We start from the raw sequence: 17,733 nt of genomic DNA on the forward strand, positions 1-17,733 counted from the left end.
CACGGGTTTTCGCGCAGGGCTTTTGCGCCACGAGATTGTCCTGACGATTCGGCCGACCGGATGAAAGGGACGCGACCTTCAAGCAAGGATCACAGGAACATGGACGAACTGTATATCTCAGATCCGGAAATCGGCAGGGCGGTTGCCCTGGAGATTGAGCGCCAGACCGGCAAGCTGGAAATGATCGCCTCGGAGAACTTCGTGTCCGCGGCCGTACGCCAGGCCCAGGGCAGCGTCATGACCCACAAGTATGCCGAGGGCTATCCGGGCAAACGCTATTACGGCGGCTGCGAATATGTGGACGTGGCCGAGGATCTGGCCCGGGACCGGGTCAAGGCCCTTTTCGGGGCGCAGTACGCCAACGTGCAGCCCCATTCCGGCTCCCAGGCCAACATGGCCGTGTGCTTCGGGGCGCTGACCCCGGGCGACGTCATCATGGGCATGGACCTGTCCCACGGCGGACACCTGACCCACGGCTCCCCGGTCAATTTCTCGGGACGCCTGTACAAGGTCGTGTTTTACCATGTGAAAAAAGAGACCGGGACCATCGACTACGAGGAAGTGGCCCGGCTGGCCCGGGAGCATCGCCCGAAAATGATCATCGCCGGGGCCTCGGCCTATCCCCGGATCATCGATTTCCCGCGTTTCCGGGCCATCGCCGACGAAATTGGGGCCAAGCTCATGGTGGACATGGCCCACATCGCGGGGCTGGTGGCCACGGGGCACCATCCCTCGCCCATCGGGCATGCCCATTTCACCACCTCCACCACCCACAAGACCTTGCGCGGCCCCCGGGGCGGGCTCATCCTGTCCTCGGAGGAGTTCGGCAAGACGCTCAACTCCCAGATCTTCCCGGGCATCCAGGGCGGCCCGCTGATGCACGTCATCGCGGCCAAGGCCGTGGCCTTCGGCGAGGCGCTGCGTCCGGAGTTCAAAAAATACCAGGGGCAGGTGGTGAAAAACGCCCAGGTCTTGGCCACGGGGCTCATGAGCCTGGGCTACGAGCTGGTGTCCGGCGGCACGGACAACCACCTCATGCTCATCGACCTGACCAACACCGACGTGACCGGCAAGGAAGCGGAGATCGCCCTGGACAAGGCCGGGATCACGGTGAACAAGAACACGGTGCCCTTTGAGACCCGCTCGCCGTTCGTGACCTCGGGCATCCGCCTGGGCTCCCCGGCCCTGACCACCCGGGGCATGGGCGAGGCCGATATGGAGCGCATCGTGGCCTGGATCGACGCGGCCATCAAGGCCCGGGCCAATGAGACGCGCCTGGACGAGATTCGCATCGAGATCGAGGCCTTCGCCCGTCAGTTTCCGCTGTTCGCCTGCTAGCGAGGGCGCTTTCCGGCTCTTTCGGGGCCATGATCCGTACCTGGCAATAGAGCCGGGCGGGTCATGGCCCCTTTGTTTTGGCCGATGGGGGGAGGTCCGGGGGGCTAGGCTCAGGCGTCCGAAACCACCCGGTTCCTGCCGCCGCGTTTGCCGTCGTACAGGCGCAGGTCCACGTCCTTGAGCAGTTCATCGAAGGTCTTGCCCGGCGCGTAGGCCGCCACGCCAAAGGTCATGGTGACGTGCAGGGCGGCCTCGCCGACGCGGATGGGCCTTCCCTCGACGACCTCTCGCAGTTTTTCGGCCAGGATGACGCCCTTTTCCAGGGTGCAGGCGGTGGCCAGGATCAAAAACTCCTCACCGCCCCATCTGGCCGCCACGTCCTCATGCCGGAGATTTTTGCGTAGGCGGTTTGCGGCCTTGGCCAGCACCTGGTCGCCAACGTCGTGGCCCAGGGTGTCGTTTATGCGCTTGAACTCGTCGATGTCGGCCAGGATCAGGCAGAAGGGCGCCCCGCTGCGGGCGCTTCTGGAGAATTCCTCCCCGATCCTGTCGGACATGGCGTGCCGGTTGAGGAGCCCGGTCAGGAAATCGTGATAGGCCACATGTTCGAGCTGGGTATAGGCTGCGGTGAGCCGGTCGTTTTTTTTGACCAGCTCCTGCTCGTTTTCATGCAGTCTGGAGACGAAGGAGATGACCATGGCATGTACCCGGCGCTCGAACGCGTAAAACAGCGTCGCGCACACCACGAAGACGGCCGCCATGAGGATGATGAAGCTTCTGACCTGCGCCGCATAGGCGTCTGTCAGGGCCTGTTTTCTTTTCAGGATGACGGTCTCGATGTCGTCCATGTACACGCCGGTGGCCACGATCCAGTCGAAAGGCTTGTACAGCTTGGCGTACGACATCTTCTGGGCGATTTCCATGCTGTCCACTTTTTTGAAGTAGTATTTGAAATACAGCTCGCCGTCCCTGTTTATTCCCTCCAGTTCCTCCTTGTACGGAAGATTGCCATGGATGTCCGGCGTATTGGTGGAAAGAGGGTTGCCCTCCGTCTCCGGAAGGTTCGGATTCACGGCGCGGACGGCGTAATTGTCGCCGCCGGCGTAGTTTTTGATCTCGTTGACCCAGATGTACCTGCCCTGGTCGAAGCGCACGGCGCGGATAAGGGCCTTGGCCCGTGCCTTGGCCAGGGCGTCCAGGGACGCGGCCCGAAAAAACAGGGTAACGGCCATCCCCTGGGGCAGGGGGGCCGTGGCCGTCACGGGATAGGCGGTCCCCTCGCCGGGTCCGTCCTGCGCGAAGGCATCGGCGTCCTGGCGACCGTTGGTCCAGACCACCCGCCCTGTGGCCAGTTCGCTGATCACCACTCCGGCGTCGGCCAGGGTCAAGGGCGTGCCTGGCGGGTGGGGCGAGCCTTCATGTCGGGGCGCGGCCAGGGCTTTGACGTCCTGTGCGTCCAGACGGGAGAAGGCCCGGGCCTGGGCGTCGCACAGGGCCTGAAACTCGGCCCGGGTGAGCGAACGTATCGTCTCGATTTCGCTTATCGTACGGGTGACGCTTTGTTTCAGCGTTGCTTGGTGCCAGAAGATGATGGAGTTTTCTATCTCGGAAATGAGCAGGTCGTAGTTTTTCCGGGAGTCGATGAAATACGGGACGGAGACGGCCAGGGCCACCACGGCCATGGTCACGAGGGCGGCGGTGTAGTAGAAAAAGCGTATTTTTTTGCGAACGATCGTGTCCATAATGTCTGCGTCTTCACCCGGTCGCGCCTCAGGCGAAGCCGGAAAAAACGGTTCCCTCCATGTGGGGATTCCCGGACGGGATTTTTTTGCGGCTTCTATCAGGCAGGTGATCTGTTCTAAAAATCCATGGTACGCCGCCCGGGATATGGAGTGGTTTTGCCGCACGCGCCAAGACAGTCCGCAGCGCCGCCCCGTAAGCCTGCTTTATCACTGTTTCTCTACAGCATGCCACGGGATCATGCAATATACTTTGCCCAATGCGTCGTCCGTCCGCATCCGGGGCCGTGCCGTCAGGTCTGACGAAACGGTTGGGCATGAAGTGCCGGGGATATCCTTTTCCCATGCCAAAATGCACATGGCGTGCGTTTCGCAGAAGAGAGCGGAAGGGGTGACGCCAAGCCGTACAGGCGCGTTGCCGGGGGCCCCGGACACGGACTCGTCGGAGTGGGGCTTGACATGGCCCGAAAATCCGCCAAGTCTGGCGCCGCCGCCAACCCGGGCGAGCCGTCGCCCGTTCGGTCGCACCATGCGTCCCGGACGGCGAAAACGCCTCGCGGCAGGTCAAAGGGCTGACCCTGCGCAACCACCACGTAACCGGCATGACGCCTGCCACGAAACCGGCATGACGCCTGCCGCCAAAGGCCATACGAATGGACAACCGACTCCCCTGGCCCGACTACTTCATGCGCATCGCCCACCTGGTGGCCGAGCGCAGCACCTGCCTGCGCCGCAAGGTCGGGGCCGTGGCCGTGCGCGACAAACGCATCCTGGCCACGGGCTACAACGGCGTGCCCTCGGGCATTGCCCACTGCCTGGACGTGGGCTGCCTGCGGGAAAAGCTCGGCATCCCCTCCGGGCAGCGCCATGAACTGTGCCGCGGCCTGCACGCCGAACAAAACGTCATCATCCAGGCCGCCGTCCACGGCATCAGCATCGAGGGCGCGGACATCTACTGCACCACCCAGCCCTGCCTCATCTGCGCCAAAATGTTGATCAACTGCAAGGTCAAACACATCTTCTTCTCCCAGGCCTATCCGGACGAACTCTCCGAGGCCATGGTGGCGGAAGCGGGGATCGGCTTTGAACTGCTCACCGGTACTTTCGGATCGTGACGCGCGCTTCATGCGCGAGGCCCTGGCCCAGGCCGCGAAGTCGCGGGGACTGACGGCCCCCAACCCGGCCGTGGGCGCGGTCCTGGTGAAGGATGACCAGGTGGTGGCCGCCGGGCGGCATGAGCGGTGCGGCGGCCCGCATGCCGAGGTGGCCTGCCTGGACGACGCCCGGCAAAAGGGCGTCGATCCGGCGGCCTGCGCCATGTACGTGACGCTTGAACCCTGCAACCACCATGGCAAGACCCCGCCCTGCACCAGGGCCCTTTTGGAGGCCGGAATCAAACGCCTCTACGTGGGCTGCCCCGACCCCAACCCCGACGTGGCCGGGAATGGGGCGGCGTTTTTGCGCGAGCGCGGCGTGGCCGTGGCCGTGGGGGTGCTGGAGCGCGAATGCCGGGACATGATAGCGGATTTTTTGGTCTGGAAGACGACCACCCGGCCCTTTGTGCAGCTCAAACTGGCCGCCACCCTGGACGGCCGCATCGCCTGCCGCACCGGGCATTCCCAGTGGATCACCGGCCAGGCCGCCAGACGCCGGGTGCATGAACTGCGGGCCCGCTGCGACGCCGTGCTGGTGGGCGGCGAGACCTTCCGGGCCGACGACCCGGGCCTGGACCCTCGCCTCTCCCCGGCCCCGGACTGGGCCAAAAATCCCCTGGCCGTGGTGTTGACCAGTCGGCTTCCCGAGCCCGGGGCGGAGGTGACGCTTTTGCGCCAGCGTCCGGAACAGACGATTTTTCTCACGGACTCCGCCGTCGCTGCCTCCGACATCGCCGTAGGCCTGCGCGAGACGGGCGTGCGGGTCATGGCCGTGGGCGAACCCGGCAGACTGTCGCTTCCGGCGGCCCTGGCGATTCTTCGCGCCGAGGCCGGATGCCATACCGTGCTGTGCGAGGGCGGCGGCAGGCTGGGGCTGTCCCTGCTGGCGGCGGGCCTGGCCGATGAATTTCTGCTGTTTTTCGCCCCCAAGATCTTGGGGGATGAATTGGCCGTGCCGCTTTTTTCCGGTCGCCGGGCCGAGACCATGGAGCAGGCCTTGCGCCTGCGCACCATCGCCACGGAACGCCTGGGCGAGGATCTGCTCGTCACCTTCCGGCCCGGGGACTGACCCCGGGCGGCGCCGACGCCGCCAGGAATACGAACGCCCCCGTCCGGTCGCCGCTGCCGGGCGGGGGCGTTGCGTTGCTCCCTGGCCAAATGCGCCACGAGGCGTGACGGAGCAGACGCGTGGCGCCGCGATCGCCGCACACCCCGGACACGCAGATCCCGTGGCCGGGACACAGGGGCCGGGGCAGGGCGGCCGAGGCCGGGGCGCTGCGCCTACCAGGCCAGGATGGAGAAGGACGGGGCGGGCTTGACCACTTCCCCGGGCTGGCGCTCCAGGACCGCCACGAACTGGGTGGACCATTCGCCGATGATCACGTGGGCCTCGCTGTACCAGGTCAGGGCGTTGAAATCGATGTAGGCGGCCTTGGCCGTTTCCCGGTCGGCGAACATGGCGATGGTGTCGCCCGTGCCGCCGTCGATCAGACGGGCCTCGAAGGCCACGGTGGCCACGTCGCCGGCCTTGCGCGCCGCCGCCTCCACCGCAATCCCCGATCCGTAGGGCGCGGCCATGGTCAGGGCCGCGACGACCGGGTCGCTGGGCACAAGTTCCGTCAGGGCCACGTCCAGGACCAGAACGCCGGGACCGGCGGCGTCCGCCACCTGGAAGCGTTTTTTCGGATCGTTTTTGATGGCGTCGATCAGGTGCTGGCGCATGTAGGCGGCCACGGTCTGGGCGTCCTGCTGCATCTGGTCGCCGTGGATTTTGGATTGCCACCAGGAGGAGCCCTGCAGCATGTAGTGGGTGTTGACCCCGGGGACGTAGACGCTGTGGTAGGAGGAAAAATCCACTCCGGCCTTGAACCAGGCCTTGTTGAACGGCAGATCGGGGTTGGGCGCAAGTTCGGACATGGGGACGAATCCCGTTCCGGCGGCCGGTGCGGCGCGCATGGAGGAGGACTGGCATCCGGCGAGCGCAAAAATCATGAGCAACACAAACAGGCTGGTCAGGCGGGAAGTCGTGGCGAGACTCATGGGCGTCCTCTTGGCAGGTTTTTGGGGCGGGGCGTCGCCCGGCCCGGTTAGGGGATGACGATCCACAGGGGCTTGTGGCGCAGATGGAGGATCATCTCCACGACTTCGTACCCCAGGACCACGATCCACAGAAAAATGGCGATTCCGGCCGCAGCGGCGGCCATGTCCTTGATGGCCCCGATCTTGCGGTCCTCGGCGGTCTGCAGATAGTCGCAGACGGCCTCGATGGTGCTGTTGAAGATCTCGGCGATGAGCATCAGCCCCGTGGCCACGAAGATGAGCAAAAAATCCATCCAGGCCCGCAAAAGAAACGCAGCGACAAGCACCCCAAGCGACAGGACGACCTTGTAGGCCACGGACAGGTCGTAAACGATGGCGAAACGCAGGCCCGAGAGGATGACCGCGAGTTTTCGCAGGGGGTTGTAGCCGGGCACCCCGGTGCCGAGAAATTTGTTGCGCATGGACGGTTTTTCCGTGCGGCGAAACGCGACGTGGCGCGATCCCCCGGGGACATGGGTGCGGGCGTCACACCTGGTGAGGCCGCAAGAGAGGGCAGCTTACCGCGAGAGGGCGTGAAGGGGAAGCCTCAAAGCTGCCGGGGGGAGGTGTGCGAGACGATTGTGGGCATGCCGGGGACAGACGCGGCGCTGCCGCCTATGCCGCGTGCAGGGGAACGCACCCCGCGATGTTGGTGTCCGGCAGCCTTTTCGGCGGAGCAGGCTCCTGGATCATGGGCTATGCCTCGGGCACGGCCTTATAGGGTTTCATAGGTGATGCGTACGGAGCGGATGGCCATCGTGCGGTCGCAACGGAATCCCCAGGCCTGGATCACGTAGGAATAGTCGGCGTTGTCCACCACAGGGGCGGTGATGGCCGTGGTGGCCACCCGGCCGCCGCCTGCGCTGCCGCATTTGAGCGAGGCCATAGTGGTGTGCTGGGAGGCGCTGTCCACCCGGAACAGGTTGAAGGTTCCCTCGTCGGTGGGATAGTATTGATAATAGTCGACCCGAAGCTCCTTGATGACGGCCCCATGGGGGAGCATGACCGGAGCCCCGAGGTAGATGAGGATGGAACTGTTGTCGCTCCAGCAGGCCCCGGTCATGAGAAGGGCGCCGGTGGCGTTCAGGGGGCCGATGAAGGCCGTATACGGGATGCTGAGGTAGGTTGTTTTTGGTGTGCTTTGCTTATGGACGACGATGGGAAACATGATGCCGTCGTCGCACCGCGTCGCAGTCGGGAAGCAGGCGACAAGCAGGAAGACGAGCAAAATGAGGAGCTTGGTCCGGACGTGCATGGACGTGGGTCTCATGGCGGTTTCCCTCCGTTATTTCGGTGGCGTCAGCCACACGGCCCGGGATGGCGTCACCGCTCGCGACCGTCATGCCATCATTCCGACAAAAGCAGCATGGCGTTCACCGGAACGCTCCCGGCCGGGTTCCATCCGGCCAGCCGGGCCAGCAGATACCAAGTGGCCTGTCCCTTGCGGTAGCAGTTGAAGCAGTGGGAGTGGGCGCAGTCGCCGTAGCTTGTGGTGCAGTTGGCGGGGCAGGTGTGGCCTGCGCACCACGTTTCGCACCATTCGCAGGCGTCCGTCCCGTCCGGGAAATACGCGCCATCCGGGTTGTAGCTCTCGATGTCCGCGAAATCGTACAGCACCTTGGCGCCGGTGCGGCAAAAATTCCGGATGCGGTCATTGTTCTGATACAGGGTTCCCGACGGCCCGGAACCGTCCAGATGCCCGGTCATGTACACGAAGACCACCCCGGGATATTCGGTCTCCAGGGCCTGCATCTTGGCCAGGTAGGCGTCCACCTCGGTGCTGGACATCCAGGAGAGCTGCCCGCACCAGGACCACATGACCAGGGTGGTCGTGGGGTGGGCGGTCAGCCAGGTGCGGGTCAGGGTGTCCCACTCGGCGTTGCCCAGGTCGGTGTCGTAGTTGTCGGTAAAACCCGGCGGGATGGCGTATCCGTCCTCCGAAAGCATGGTCAGCCCCTGGTAGAGCTGGCTGCCGTGGGAGGTGTGGGTGTACCAGGCCACGGTTTGTTGCCGGGCGGCGGTGAAGGCGCTTTGGGGAATGCTTGGGAATATGCCGACGGACGTGTGGTCCACGACCAGACCGGCGGCCTGGGCCGACCCGGCCGCAAGGATCAGGAAAAGGGCCAGGAACATGCGCCGGGGCCATCGGCCTTTGGGCGGCGTGCCGTCAACGTGCTGTCCCGAATGCGGGCGGAGGCTGCCCTTTTTCCAGTATCGTTGGATCTGGCACGACCATTCGTCTGCGATCATGGCCCATCCTCCTCGGGAACGTGTGGTTGCGGCAGGCAGCAGGCCGGGAATCGGGAATGCACGGCTCACTCTTCACCATGTAGTAGGGATGCCATTACATGTAAAGAGGGAATTGCCTCGTCTGGGAACGCGTTCGTGCTCATGTTGCGTAATTTCAGGAATTCCGAAAGAGCGGTGAGGTTACGAAAGCATTTTTTCATGGGTTTGTATTTTTGAATATTTCAAATTTGAGACAATGCTTGTGCGCGCTGCAGGTATGGAGAATACAAGCCGGAAGCCGGATGATTCGAGATAAAATGATGTCAGTGAAGAACCGGGGTGTGTTTTAGAAAGGGAGATTATTCCCAGTGTGCTGAGTTATCGTTTATAGCGCGATCTATATCTTTGATTACATGTACACAAAGAAACTCTTCAAAGCTCCATGGCAGTGGGTAGACTGTATTGTTTGTTATTCTAAGTTGTGGTTCAATCCATACGTCTTTACAAAGCTGTGCTCGTCTTGGACCATTTTTGTGAGAAGCCATAAATAAAAAACCTTTATGAAATATACCAGGATTTAAGTTATATCTACGAAAATTGTCAAAAGAAAATCTTCTTTCAGTTTCTACAAGAAGTGATTTTGCTTGACAAAGATACGATATGTCCTTCTTCATTTTAAAGATGGCAATTGTTGAACCAAGATCACTACCAGACTCATTTCGATATGCTTCGGGCATTAGAGTGCTGAAACTTGGTTTTGTTATATTATATATAGAGCCAAATAAAATTGTAAGCGAAGATAAAATTTCATTCGGTAAGCCATTCTCGATGTGTTTTTTATCTGAAAGACAGCTTACAAGGAATAATCCTTTCTCCTTCACTATTTGTTCCTTTCATTTCGAGTGGCGAGGTAGAAGAAGGGGGTATCGATAATAGCAACAATCACTTTTACTATCCACGTTGTAATAACAAAAAGGAACCATGATGAAAAAGTTTCAAAAGGAGGATGTCCATAAAAAGCTATGCCTAAAAAGATTGCAGTGTCTATGAGTTGTGATAATGCCGTACTAACGTTATTTCTAAGCCATTTCGATTTATTGCCAGTTCTGTTTTTAATCTCGTGAAAAATCCATACATCGACAAACTGACTAATTATATAAGCAGCAGAAGACCCCAATATTAAACGTTGCATGAAGCCAAGCGCAGCCTCCAATGCTTGCTTTTTTTCCGGCATTATCGGCGCGTAAAGAATGAGCGACAGCATAATTACAAAAAATATTTGTCCGATAAAACCAAGCCAAACTGCGCGCTTTGATTCCTCTCGTCCGTAACGTTCTGAAAGGATGTCTGTGATTAGGAATGTTGAAGCATAAATGGGGATTGCGTAGCTTGTTATTATTGGCCCGAATGTAATAAAACTTTCTGCGAGTACATTGCCTGTTAGTAAATAAATCGGTAACAGCCCAATTAGATATTCCCGTCCAAGCTTGTCGGCAAAGACAGGGAGAGCAAACGCGATCAAGGATACTGCAACTAGATATAAAAGAGAATCATTCATGTCTTATCCTTTTGATTTTGATTTAATTTCGTGTATATAAGAGTGTAGAGATTCTCTATTCAAAAAGCTAAACCAATCTTTTGGGATGTCAACGTCAAGTACTATCTTTCCGTCGCTAAAAGTTCCATTTGGATGCGACTTTCCTGCAACGCCAAAGATGCCCCCGTTTTTTTGGAAATAAATATAAACTGGTCTCGTTGTTAACTCTTCAATTAAGTTAAAGTTGATTGTGTCTGCGGGGCTTGCTATAATGGGTTCGTTTTCAAGAGATTTTACCAACGCTTCATAGTATATTTTTGATTTTAAATGAAAAGTGATTTTTTCAATATCGGTAGAGATAATTCTTATGAGCTGATTGTAAAATAAATGATTTGATTTTAAAAGTTCAAGGCATGGTTCACAGCATATCCATATTTCTTTAATGTTATTTAGGTAGACTGGGATGCCGCTATTGAACAATGAAAGTGAATTATCTGTAAACTTTTCGAACAATGAAACTATATCCTTAATTAAAGATTGATATTGCTGCCTAGGTTGTTCTTTATGGAATGTAATTAGGTCGCGCACCAAAAGCCCTAAGCACTCTGCGGTGATGTGCCTTGGTAAAGGAGTCTCTGATTCAACCTCAGCTAAAATTGATTTAAGACGAGCTGTAAAATTTTCATCACATGGCCACATGAATTCGTGAACAGCTTTCGTAACAGACTTGCCAATTACAATCGCCTTGCCAGTAGCATTGAAAGCGTCATATTCACTTATCATAGAGTGCCTCAAATATGACATATTAATTTGCAAGTGTAGCTAAACAATTTTTTTATTATTTCATGCGAAGTATTTTTTGTCAAATGATATTGGTGGCTGATATTTTTTTTTGCCTTTTCTGTTTCACAGGCGGAGGCGAATCGACCACCTCGTGTTGCGTTCGTGAAATAAAATTGATGGGGCATGACTGGGCCGTGTCGACATTTATCTTAACCAGATTGAAATCGCCGCCACATGAAGGAACGAAAGGTATGTGAAGGCGAGCTTGTCATATCTGGTTGAAATGCGGCGGTGCAGGTATGGAGAATACAAGCCGGAAGCCGGATGATTCGAGATAAAATGATGTCAGTGAAGAACCGGGGGTGTGTTTTTCAAGGGACATGCTCTGCGCCGGAAGCGCCCTGCGCCGGGCGGGCTTTTTTGCGGAAACGGGCTTTGGAGGCGCCTCCCGCCCGTCCCAGGAGCACCCCGGCGGCGATAACCGCGCAGGCCAGCATTTGTCCCGGGGTGAGGATGTCGCCCCGGCACAACACCCCGGCGGCCAGGGCGGCCGGAGGCACCAGGTTGATGGCCATGGAGGCCCGTCCGGCCGGAATGCGGGCCATGGCCATGTTGTAGAGCCCAAAGGCCCCGACGGTCACCCCAAGGCCCAGATAGGCCGCCGAGGCCCAGGCCGAGGCGTCGGCCGCGCGCCACATGTCGGCGGGAGCGGCCAGGGCCGCCGGAAGAAAAAAGATCGCTCCGGCGTAGCATTGCAGGGCCGTGAGCCGCCAGGTGTCGTGGCGGGCGCATAAATGCTTGACCACCAGCATGTATCCGGCGGCGCAGGCCATGGCCGTAAGTTCCAGGACATTGCCCGCTACCGGGTCGGGGGCCTCGGCCTCATGGCCAGCCCCCAGGGACAACCCGGCCACCCCGGCCAGGCAAAGGACGAGCCCCGCCACCATGCGCGGCGAGAGCGGCTCGGCGAAAAACACCCTGGCCCCCACCGTGACCAGAAGCGGCACCAGCGACGAGATGACCCCGGCCTGGGAGGCCGTGGTCAGGGTCAGGGCGTGGCTCTCGAAGATGAAATACAGGCAGGGCTGGAACAGGCACAAAAGGGCCAGCCATTTCCAGTCACCGCGGGCCGGGCGGCTGGGCCTCATAAACGGCCCGGCGCAGGCGAAAACGGCCGCCGCCAGGGCCATGCGCACAAAGACCAGGGCCAGGGGCGAAAAGGCGGTCAGGGCCTGTTTGGCGGCCACGAAGCTCGATCCCCAGAGGATGACGGCCCCGGCCAGGCACACCGTCGGCAATGCGGATGCCGTGCGATTTGTCACGCAATCCTCCTTTTCAGGCAGTAGGCGCGATTTGGATCATGCCCCGGAACCCGTGGCCGCAGGGTGCGGGCGGGTGACGCCGGGGTGTCGGCCGAAACACGTCGTGCCCGGGGTGTAGCCCGGGACGGGGGAGGCGTATGGCAGGATATTGCGGTGGCGGAGGCGTTTTTTGCGTATGGGGGGCGCGGCCTCAGCCGGTCTGGTATTGGTTGGGCGTGGCCCCGGTGTGTTCCCGAAAGACCCGGGTGAAGTGGCTTTGATCGACAAAGCCCGTCTCCTGGGCCGTGTCGGCGATGGATGCGCCCCGGGCGAGCAGGGTCTTGGCCAGCTCCACCCGGAGTTGGGTGCGGTAGGCGTGGGGCGGCAGGCCATAGGCCTCGCGGAACAGCCGCAGGGTGTGGAACCGGCCGCGCCCGGAGGCCCGGGCCAGATCCTCCAGGCTGTGTCCGCCCGCCGGGTCGGCGTCGAGCAGATCCCGCACGGCCTTGGCCGCCTGGTTCTCCCCGGTGTCGCCGGGCGGCGAGACCTCCGAAAACCGGCTCATGAGCGCCCCCAGGGCCGACACCAGGAGGCTTTCCTTCTCCAGAACGTCGGCGGCCGTCGGCTCCCGCCGGGCCGCGGCGGCGAACAGGGCCTCGAAGGCCCCGGCCATGTCGCGGTCCTCAAGCACGGGGCAGGCGAATCGGAACGCCCCGGCCTCGGGGCCGAAGAGTTCGGCCCCCACCCGGGTGATCCACAGGGGGGAGATGTAGGCCATGCGGTAGATCATGGCCGATCCGGGATCGGGGTTGCAGGCGTGGACCTCGCCGGGATTGATGCACACCACGTCCCCGGGCTTGGTGCGCAGGACGCGCCCGTCCAGGTAGAAGGCGCTTTCCCCGGACTCCACCACCCCCACGCAATAGGCGGCATGGGTGTGCTTGCGGAAGGCGTAGCCGCCGTATCGGGAATAGCGGACCTCGAACCCGGGCAGATCCGGGTCGCGTCGGAAAACGACGTGGGAATGCAGGGGATTTCTGGCCATGGCGAGGACCATAGTGATCCATTCGGGGGAAACCATCAACCCTCGGACGGCTTGTCGTCGGCAAGGGTCGGCGACGCTTTCACGAAGCCCTTTACGCGGCGGCAAAGGACGGCGTCCAGAGTGTGCCGCAAGGCCTCCACGTCCACGGGTTTGGACAGGTAGGCGTCCATCCCGGCCGCCAAAAACGTCTCCCGGTCGCCGGACATGGCGTGGGCGGTCAGGGCCACGATGGGGATAGCCGGATCGAACTCCCCGGACGTGGAGGACCGGATGTCCCGGGTGGTCTCCAGGCCGTTGCGTCCCGGCATCTGGATGTCCATGAGCACGCAGTCGAAGGGTTCCGAGCGCAACAGAGCCAGGGCCTCCTGGCCGTCTGCGGCCCCGCGCGGCGCATGCCCGAGCTTTTCCAGAAAACGGAGGGTGGTGAACAGGTTCACGGGGTCATCCTCGGCCACCAGGATTCGGGCATGAAACGTCTCCGGGCACAGCGCCGGGGCGCCCTGGGAAAGGCCCGCCGGGCTTCGCATGAGCGGTATGGACAGATAAAAGACGGTCCCCTGTCCTTCCCGGGATTCCACCGCGCAGGCGGCCCCCATGAGGGAAAGCAGACGACGCACGATGGACAGGCCAAGCCCCGATCCGCCGTGCTTGCGGCAAAACACCGTCTCCAACTGGGTAAAGGGCTCGAAAATGTGCGCCAACATGTCTTCGGGGATGCCGATGCCGGTGTCGGCGATGGCCACATACAGGCACACCCCGCCGGGGAGCGGACAAGACGGCAAATGGGAGATCTCCATATGCACGGCGCCCGCCTCGGTGTATTTCAAGGCGTTGCCCACCAGGTTGAAGAGCACCTGGCGAAGCCGCCCGGGATCGCCGCGCAGGGTGTCCGGGACATCCGGGGCGACCGTCGCCGTCAGGGCCAGTCCCTTGCGCCGGGCCTCGCCCGCCGCCAGTTCCATGACCGGATCAACCACCGCCGCCAGGGGGAAGTCCTCCGTTACAAGCCCCAGGGCCCCGGCCTCGATGCGCGCGATGTCCAGGATGTCGTTTAAGACGTGCATGAGGTTGCGGCAGGAGGTGAGGGCGCCGGCGAGGTAGTCTTCCTGCTCGGCGGAAAGTTCCGTGAACTCGGCAAGTTGGAGCATGCCCATGATGCCGTTTAGGGGCGTTCTGATCTCATGGCTCATGGTGGCCAGGAAGGCGTTTTTGGCCCGGCTGGCCTCCTCGGCCCGGTCCCGGGCCTCGACGAGGGAACGCTCCAAGGCCGTGCGCTCGGTGACGTCCCGGTCGATGCAGTGATAGCCGACGTATTTCCCCGACGTGTCTTTGGCTCCGTACATGCGCGATTCGATCCACTTGGTCTGGCCGTCCTTGGCGCGCAGCCGGTAGGTGACTTCGTAATACGGCACGCCGTCGGGATAGCGGCAAAAAAAATCGTCGGCGTCGCGTACGTCGTCGGGGTGGATGATGCGCCGCCATAATTGGGGGTCTTTCTCGAAGTCTGCGGCGGGATAGCCGGTGATGAAGGAACTGGCCCGGTTGAGCATGGCCAGGCTGCCGTCAAGTCCTTGATAATAGATCATGTCCTCCACGTTGTCGAAAAAGGCCCGGAAGCGTTCCTCGCTTTGGCGTAGGGCCTCCTGGGCGGCCCGGCGGCGGGTGACGTCGCGGGAGACGCCGACGAATCCGGCCTTGCCTCCGCCAACGTCGAATAGGGGCCGGATGACCATCTCCACCCAGACCGTGGAGCCGTCTTTGTGGTATTGCTCGACCTCCAGGTGCAGGTCGTCCCGGCCGCCTTTGCGGGCGTGGGCCTCGGACTGGCGGAGCACCTCGGCGTAGGAGGCCGGGGTCATGGTCTGGGGGATCGTCTCGGCCATGGCCTCCTCGGAGGTCAGGCCGCGCAGTTTTTGAATCGATGGGCTGATGTAGGTGAACTGTCCTTCGGCGTTCACCGTCCAGATGACATCCGCGGCATTTTCCGCCAGCAGGCGGTACTTCTCCTCGCTGTGCCGTAGTTCGTCACGGGTGCGACGCTCCTCGGTCACGTCCCGAAAGATCGCCTGTCCCGCCGGGCGGCCCTTCCAGTCGGCCATGGTGGCCATGATCTCCGCTTCGAAGGGACTGCCGTCCAGACGGTAATACTGGACGGAGATCATGGGGAAATGGCCTTTTTTGGCGTAGAGATTTTCGATGCGCTGCCGGGCCAGCTCGCGGCGTTCTTTCGGAAGGATGTCCAGGACGTAGCGGTTAAGGAACTGCTCCGGAGAGTCGCCGCCGAAGGCCCGCACGGCCGCCGGATTGATGAACACGATGCGGTAGTCGGCATGCACCATGATGGGCAGGGGGGCCTCGTTGAGCAGCGTGGCGTAGCGATCAGAGCTTTCGCGCAGGGTTGCGTTTTCGGCCTCAAGTTCGTGGATGCGGGCCTTGGCCTGGGCCAGGTGGAGGGTGTCGTCGTTTCGGTCGTCCATGGGATTCTCGTTGGGTCGGTTTGCCCGAAACGACTGGGGAAGGGCGTTGTGATGGTTGGGCAGTATATGGGGAAAAGCGCGGGAAAGGCAATGGCGGGAGTGGTTTTGTCGGTTTCCTGCGAAGGGAGGAGGGAGGCCGCGTACCGGACTTGGGACCGCCGGGGGCGGCAATGTCAGGTGAATACTCTCACTGTACAGAATGCATACCATCAGAAATAAGACAACATTGAAAATCTCCAATATGAAAATTTAGAAATGCTTGGTTCATATGTATTCTCAAAGGTATATTTTGCCATTCTGACTGTTCAATTTTATTTCAGAAGTATTACTCATTGAGAGTTTCCTATTCCATGATGGGCGAGTATCGTTTGTTTTTAGAGCCTCTTCAGGGCAAATAGCAACACAGCGAAGACATGCGATGCAGAGCTCGGGATTTGCTACTCCAAGAATATAATCCATTGCTTGTGTTGGGCATAATTTTTCGCACATCCCGCACATGCAACAATCTTGTCCTGATCTTGTCGGGAGTGTGGTTATTATTTTGTAACGTAATTTTTCGAAATTATCGAGCTGCTCCTCACTAAAAATATTTTGATCAAGTCTTGATAGAATATTTGTATCTTCTCCAGTAAAACGACGATAAGTAGCTTCGACGTATATTTTCGCAAGTTCAAATTCGCGCTTGTCTGGGCGATCCGGGAAGGCGTTCCAACCTGCCAGATTGTAGGTATGCTTACCTGGAAATTCCGCTGAAGATACGACGGTAAAATTCCTCTTTTTAAGTATTTCCGCTGTGGAGAAATGGGAGGGGTGGACCATAAACCCACCGTAAGTGAAAAACATACTACATTTCATGCCATTTCCATTCAATGTCCCAAGCCATTGACGAATCAATTTTGGGGCGCGAAGAGAATGAACTGGAAAACCGAAAACAGCGGCATCGTATGTGGATATATCCAGATTAGTTGTCCTAGCCTCCTCTGTGGTCACATCATATAGATCAATCTTCGCGTTTAAATCTATAAATCGATCTTTTATTATTTCGGCCATTGTCCTCGTGTTGTTTGTTGCCGAGAAAAACACTATCGCGATGTGCATGTGATTCTCCATGGTTGTTAGTGATGCTAACAAAAAACTAAAAAATTATTCCTTTTTAGCCGTTTCCTCTTCAAATTTTGCGAGTTCCTTGAATGTGTTTGTAAACAGGTTGATTTTTACAGCCGTATCATCACCAAAATATTTCCTAAATACCTCGTACATCTTAAGATGGTGCATTTCATGATGCTTTTCAGCTTTTTTGCCTTCTTCCGTAAGCCGTAGCATCATTGCTTTTTGGTCTGTAGAATTTTTATCCTTTACCACAAATCCTTTATCAACAAGCTTTCGTATACGATCAGATAGAGTTGGTTTAGCTATACTTAATTTTTCAGCAAGTTTGGTCAAACCTATCCCTGGATTGTTTCCAATGGCCACAATTGTATGAATCTCAGCAGGATAGAGACGCTGTTTCGATCCGAAAAACACTCCACCAGCGTGTCTTTCGTTTACAGCGTCAACAAATTGCATTAGTGCTTCCAGCATGTATTCAAACTGATTTTGTTGCGCATCCATGGGGTGTTTGTAAGCATACCTAACTATCCTGTCAAGTCCTCTGCTTTGCCTCAACCCAGAAACCACCGGTCATTCCAGCTTTTTGTGGACAATCCTCGCCCGGCTCAGGACATTTTTTTGATCCCGGCGAAGCGGGCGAAGGGGAAAAAGCCTCGTATTTCGGATATCTCACCCCCGAAAAAACCGGACGACAGCACTGCTTCGTGCTGTCGTCCGGTTTTTTGGCCAGTCCCTCGTCCGGTCTGTCGGTTTCGGGCCAGCGTCGGGGAGCAAAAGAGGCAAGAGGCCTGGGCGTTGTACCGGCCTCGGGGCCGCCGGAGACCGCCGGACGCCAGCAACGCTTCGCGCTGCCGCCCGGCGTTTCCGCCAGTCCCTCGTCCTGCCCCGGGACGTGGGTCGCCATCCCCGAAAACGCGTTTCCCCGGGCCGCATCGCGCTGC

17 protein-coding genes are annotated in these 17,733 nt (G+C 59.1%); 3 read left to right on the top strand and 14 right to left on the bottom strand.

The genetic code is table 11. From position 1 onward, the window contains the following. Positions 1-99: 99 nt before the first annotated feature. Positions 100-1,338: a serine hydroxymethyltransferase gene (gene glyA, locus V3572_RS11985; RefSeq protein ID WP_332111231.1), complete on the top strand. Its 1,239-nt coding sequence runs from the start codon at positions 100-102 to the stop codon at positions 1,336-1,338. Positions 1,339-1,448: 110 nt separating this feature from the next. Here glyA and V3572_RS11990 read toward each other — a convergent pair whose 3' ends face one another. Then, entirely contained in the window at positions 1,449-3,080 is a 1,632-nt protein-coding gene (locus tag V3572_RS11990; protein WP_332111232.1) for a sensor domain-containing diguanylate cyclase, read from the bottom strand. Positions 3,081-3,730: 650 nt separating this feature from the next. Here V3572_RS11990 and V3572_RS11995 point away from each other — a divergent pair. Together V3572_RS11995 and ribD are read left to right on the top strand one after the other, a co-directional pair. Beyond that, positions 3,731-4,192 (top strand): deoxycytidylate deaminase, encoded by a 462-nt coding sequence (locus V3572_RS11995; RefSeq protein WP_332111233.1) that lies wholly within the window; start codon positions 3,731-3,733, stop codon positions 4,190-4,192. 10 nt (positions 4,193-4,202) lie between these two features. Next, on the top strand, positions 4,203-5,300 hold the full coding sequence (ribD, locus tag V3572_RS12000; protein WP_332111234.1) for a bifunctional diaminohydroxyphosphoribosylaminopyrimidine deaminase/5-amino-6-(5-phosphoribosylamino)uracil reductase RibD: 1,098 nt from the start codon (positions 4,203-4,205) through the stop codon (positions 5,298-5,300). 212 nt (positions 5,301-5,512) lie between these two features. On the opposite strand, the gene V3572_RS12005 is transcribed toward ribD, so the two are convergent. From V3572_RS12005 to V3572_RS12070, 13 genes are all read right to left on the bottom strand, one after another. Continuing rightward, positions 5,513-6,271 carry a DUF3313 domain-containing protein gene (locus V3572_RS12005; RefSeq protein ID WP_332111235.1) on the bottom strand — a complete coding sequence of 253 codons (759 nt, stop codon included), beginning with the start codon at positions 6,269-6,271 and terminating at the stop codon, positions 5,513-5,515. 47 nt (positions 6,272-6,318) lie between these two features. After that, entirely contained in the window at positions 6,319-6,732 is a 414-nt protein-coding gene (locus V3572_RS12010) for a diacylglycerol kinase (RefSeq protein ID WP_332111236.1), read from the bottom strand. A 293-nt stretch (positions 6,733-7,025) separates the two neighbouring features. Beyond that, positions 7,026-7,580, bottom strand: a complete 555-nt coding sequence (locus tag V3572_RS12015; protein WP_332111237.1) for a hypothetical protein — start codon at positions 7,578-7,580, stop codon at positions 7,026-7,028. 77 nt (positions 7,581-7,657) lie between these two features. Continuing rightward, the gene (locus V3572_RS12020; RefSeq protein ID WP_332111238.1) at positions 7,658-8,560 is read right to left on the bottom strand and encodes a hypothetical protein; all 903 of its coding nucleotides are present in this window, start codon (positions 8,558-8,560) and stop codon (positions 7,658-7,660) included. A gap of 338 nt (positions 8,561-8,898) precedes the next feature. Continuing rightward, the gene (locus V3572_RS12025; RefSeq protein WP_332111239.1) at positions 8,899-9,420 is read right to left on the bottom strand and encodes a DUF4416 family protein; all 522 of its coding nucleotides are present in this window, start codon (positions 9,418-9,420) and stop codon (positions 8,899-8,901) included. Next, positions 9,420-10,097: a queuosine precursor transporter gene (locus tag V3572_RS12030; RefSeq protein ID WP_332111240.1), complete on the bottom strand. Its 678-nt coding sequence runs from the start codon at positions 10,095-10,097 to the stop codon at positions 9,420-9,422. The genes V3572_RS12025 and V3572_RS12030 overlap by 1 nt, the downstream gene beginning before the upstream one ends. 3 nt (positions 10,098-10,100) lie before the next feature. Continuing rightward, complete coding sequence (locus V3572_RS12035; RefSeq protein WP_332111241.1) at positions 10,101-10,859, bottom strand: hypothetical protein; 759 nt, start codon at positions 10,857-10,859, stop codon at positions 10,101-10,103. 371 nt (positions 10,860-11,230) lie between these two features. Next, positions 11,231-12,181: a DMT family transporter gene (locus V3572_RS12045; RefSeq protein WP_332111242.1), complete on the bottom strand. Its 951-nt coding sequence runs from the start codon at positions 12,179-12,181 to the stop codon at positions 11,231-11,233. A gap of 190 nt (positions 12,182-12,371) precedes the next feature. Continuing rightward, complete coding sequence (locus tag V3572_RS12050; protein WP_332111243.1) at positions 12,372-13,205, bottom strand: AraC family transcriptional regulator; 834 nt, start codon at positions 13,203-13,205, stop codon at positions 12,372-12,374. Positions 13,206-13,240: 35 nt separating this feature from the next. Beyond that, a complete protein-coding gene (locus V3572_RS12055) occupies positions 13,241-15,682 on the bottom strand; it encodes a PAS domain S-box protein (protein WP_332111245.1) in 2,442 nt (813 codons plus the stop codon). A 276-nt stretch (positions 15,683-15,958) separates the two neighbouring features. Continuing rightward, positions 15,959-16,780, bottom strand: coding sequence for an EFR1 family ferrodoxin (locus tag V3572_RS12060; RefSeq protein WP_332111246.1), 822 nt, complete (start codon positions 16,778-16,780; stop codon positions 15,959-15,961). 45 nt (positions 16,781-16,825) lie between these two features. After that, positions 16,826-17,293: a MarR family transcriptional regulator gene (locus V3572_RS12065; protein WP_332111247.1), complete on the bottom strand. Its 468-nt coding sequence runs from the start codon at positions 17,291-17,293 to the stop codon at positions 16,826-16,828. A gap of 31 nt (positions 17,294-17,324) precedes the next feature. Continuing rightward, on the bottom strand, positions 17,325-17,733 hold a 409-nt coding region (locus tag V3572_RS12070; protein ID WP_332111249.1), incomplete at its 5' end, for a hypothetical protein.

The sequence above is a fragment of the Desulfolutivibrio sp. genome (assembly GCF_036584575.1).
Taxonomy (GTDB): domain Bacteria; phylum Desulfobacterota; class Desulfovibrionia; order Desulfovibrionales; family Desulfovibrionaceae; genus Desulfolutivibrio.